Genomic DNA, 1,689 nt, shown 5'->3' with positions numbered 1-1,689 from the left:
CGTCGGACTCGCGATCATGCTGTGATCAGCAAGTGCCCGCCGAGGATGAAAACAGCTCAGTCTCGAGGTCCAGCGCGACACCCTGCGGAAGAACATCGACAGAGTTCAAGATCTGCTGGAGGATCTCCAGCAGGAAGAGAGAAAGCTCACCGAGCAGATTGCGGAGAAAGAGCGCGCGGCACGTGACACGACCTGGGTCTTGGTCTGCACGGCGCCGACAAAGCGTCCGACTGTGTACCACTCTGCTGCAGACCCATGTCGTCTCGTCCAGAACGAGCAGAACTACAAGGACTACAGCGAGTCCATCGCCCGGTTCACCGGCTTGCGCCCGTGCCACGGGTGCTGGCCAACACCTACCTCTCGAGATAACGCTGCGTAGCCGATCTTCGACCTTTGCGCGCCTCGCCCCCGAAGCGGGTGGCAGCAAACATGAAACAGCGGTTTGGGACAGACCGGGCCCAAGGGCACCTTCCCTTCCTGCCATCACACCCATTACGTGCCGCACTAGTGTGGGTCAGCATGTCGGGGGACATGCACGGGATGATCTTGCGTGGCCTAGACGCTAGATAAACCGTTTGCCCAGCTCAAGGCACCTGATCAGGCGGAGGAACCTCCGCTCTCCTAAAGCGGGTGCCGCAGGTTCGAATCCTGCCGGCGGCACTCTGTGATGTCTCGGGACATCGGAAACCCTCGAACCTACGGGTTCGGGGGTTTCGTCTTGTTGGGGTTTACCTGAGGCTGGTGGTCGCGGGTGGGGTCGATGGTCATCTCTCGCAGGAGTTCTCCCGTGATGGCGTTGACGACGCGGACGTGCAAATCGTCGATCAGGAGGATGACGTGGGTTCGGGCGTGGGTTCGCCCGATGCCGATGTGGTGCAGCCAGCCGTCCAGGCGCGGGGTAACCACTCCAGAAGGGTCGATGCGGTCGTGCCATACGCGGGCGTGGGTGTCGGTGTCCGGCCTGCCAGGTCTCGTTCAGCAGCTCTGCGTGGAAGCGGATGCAGGACGAGCGGGGACGTTTCTTGGTTTGGAGGTCACCAGCCCACGTCGGGTAAGGTGCCGATTGATCGTGGCTCGGGACATCGTGCGCCCGTGGTGCTGCCGCAGGTGCCAGGCGATCGTGTCCGGGCCGGCGTCCAGTCCCTGCTCGGTGAGATCCTTGCGGAGCCGGACGATCGACTCGACAGCGTCGGCGTCGATCGCGTTCGGCGAGGCGCGCGGCCGCCGCGAACGGGGCTCGAACGCCACCTCGCCCCCGGCACGGTAGCGGGCCACCAGCTTGGACACCCAGCCCTTGGACACACCGCCCAGGCTCATAATCACGATGGTGGCCTATCCCCCGAGACACACTCCGTTGAAGTTTCCTATGTCTTGCGACATGGGTTTCCCATGTCCTGAACCAGCGCACTGTCGGGAGCACTTACCTAGATCGGCATTTTCGCCCCTGACCTGCGGTTTCTCAGCCGCAGGTCTTTTGCTTCGTGGACCACCATAGGAAGCCGACGGTGCCCGCGTGCAGCCGTAAGACCATGATCAGGGGATTCTTGTCAGACTGACAAAAGGTAGTGTCGTGGTTAGCTTCGCCATCCACCGGCGATGCCCGGGGCTGATGCATTTCCGCGCGTGCAGTGAGGCTTTTTCAACCCGTGGCGGCGGGGGTGCTGGTCACAGCATGATCGCGAGCTGGGT

General features: G+C 62.5%; 2 protein-coding genes. Both read right to left on the bottom strand.

Features of this window, described 5'->3' with window-relative positions; translation table 11 throughout:
• Nucleotides 1-696 precede the first annotated feature (696 nt).
• The gene (locus tag ABD844_RS43820) at nucleotides 697-906 is read right to left on the bottom strand and encodes a hypothetical protein (protein ID WP_344892703.1); all 210 of its coding nucleotides are present in this window, start codon (nucleotides 904-906) and stop codon (nucleotides 697-699) included.
• Nucleotides 907-975: 69 nt separating this feature from the next.
• Entirely contained in the window at nucleotides 976-1,317 is a 342-nt protein-coding gene (locus ABD844_RS43815) for a helix-turn-helix domain-containing protein (protein ID WP_344892700.1), read from the bottom strand.
• Between the last annotated feature and the right edge of the window lie 372 nt (nucleotides 1,318-1,689).

It is taken from the genome of Nonomuraea antimicrobica (assembly GCF_039536965.1).
GTDB classification, from domain to species: Bacteria; Actinomycetota; Actinomycetes; order Streptosporangiales; family Streptosporangiaceae; genus Nonomuraea; species Nonomuraea antimicrobica.
The sequence above is the reverse complement of the archived record's forward strand: the minus strand, read 5'-3'. Positions and strand labels throughout refer to the sequence as shown.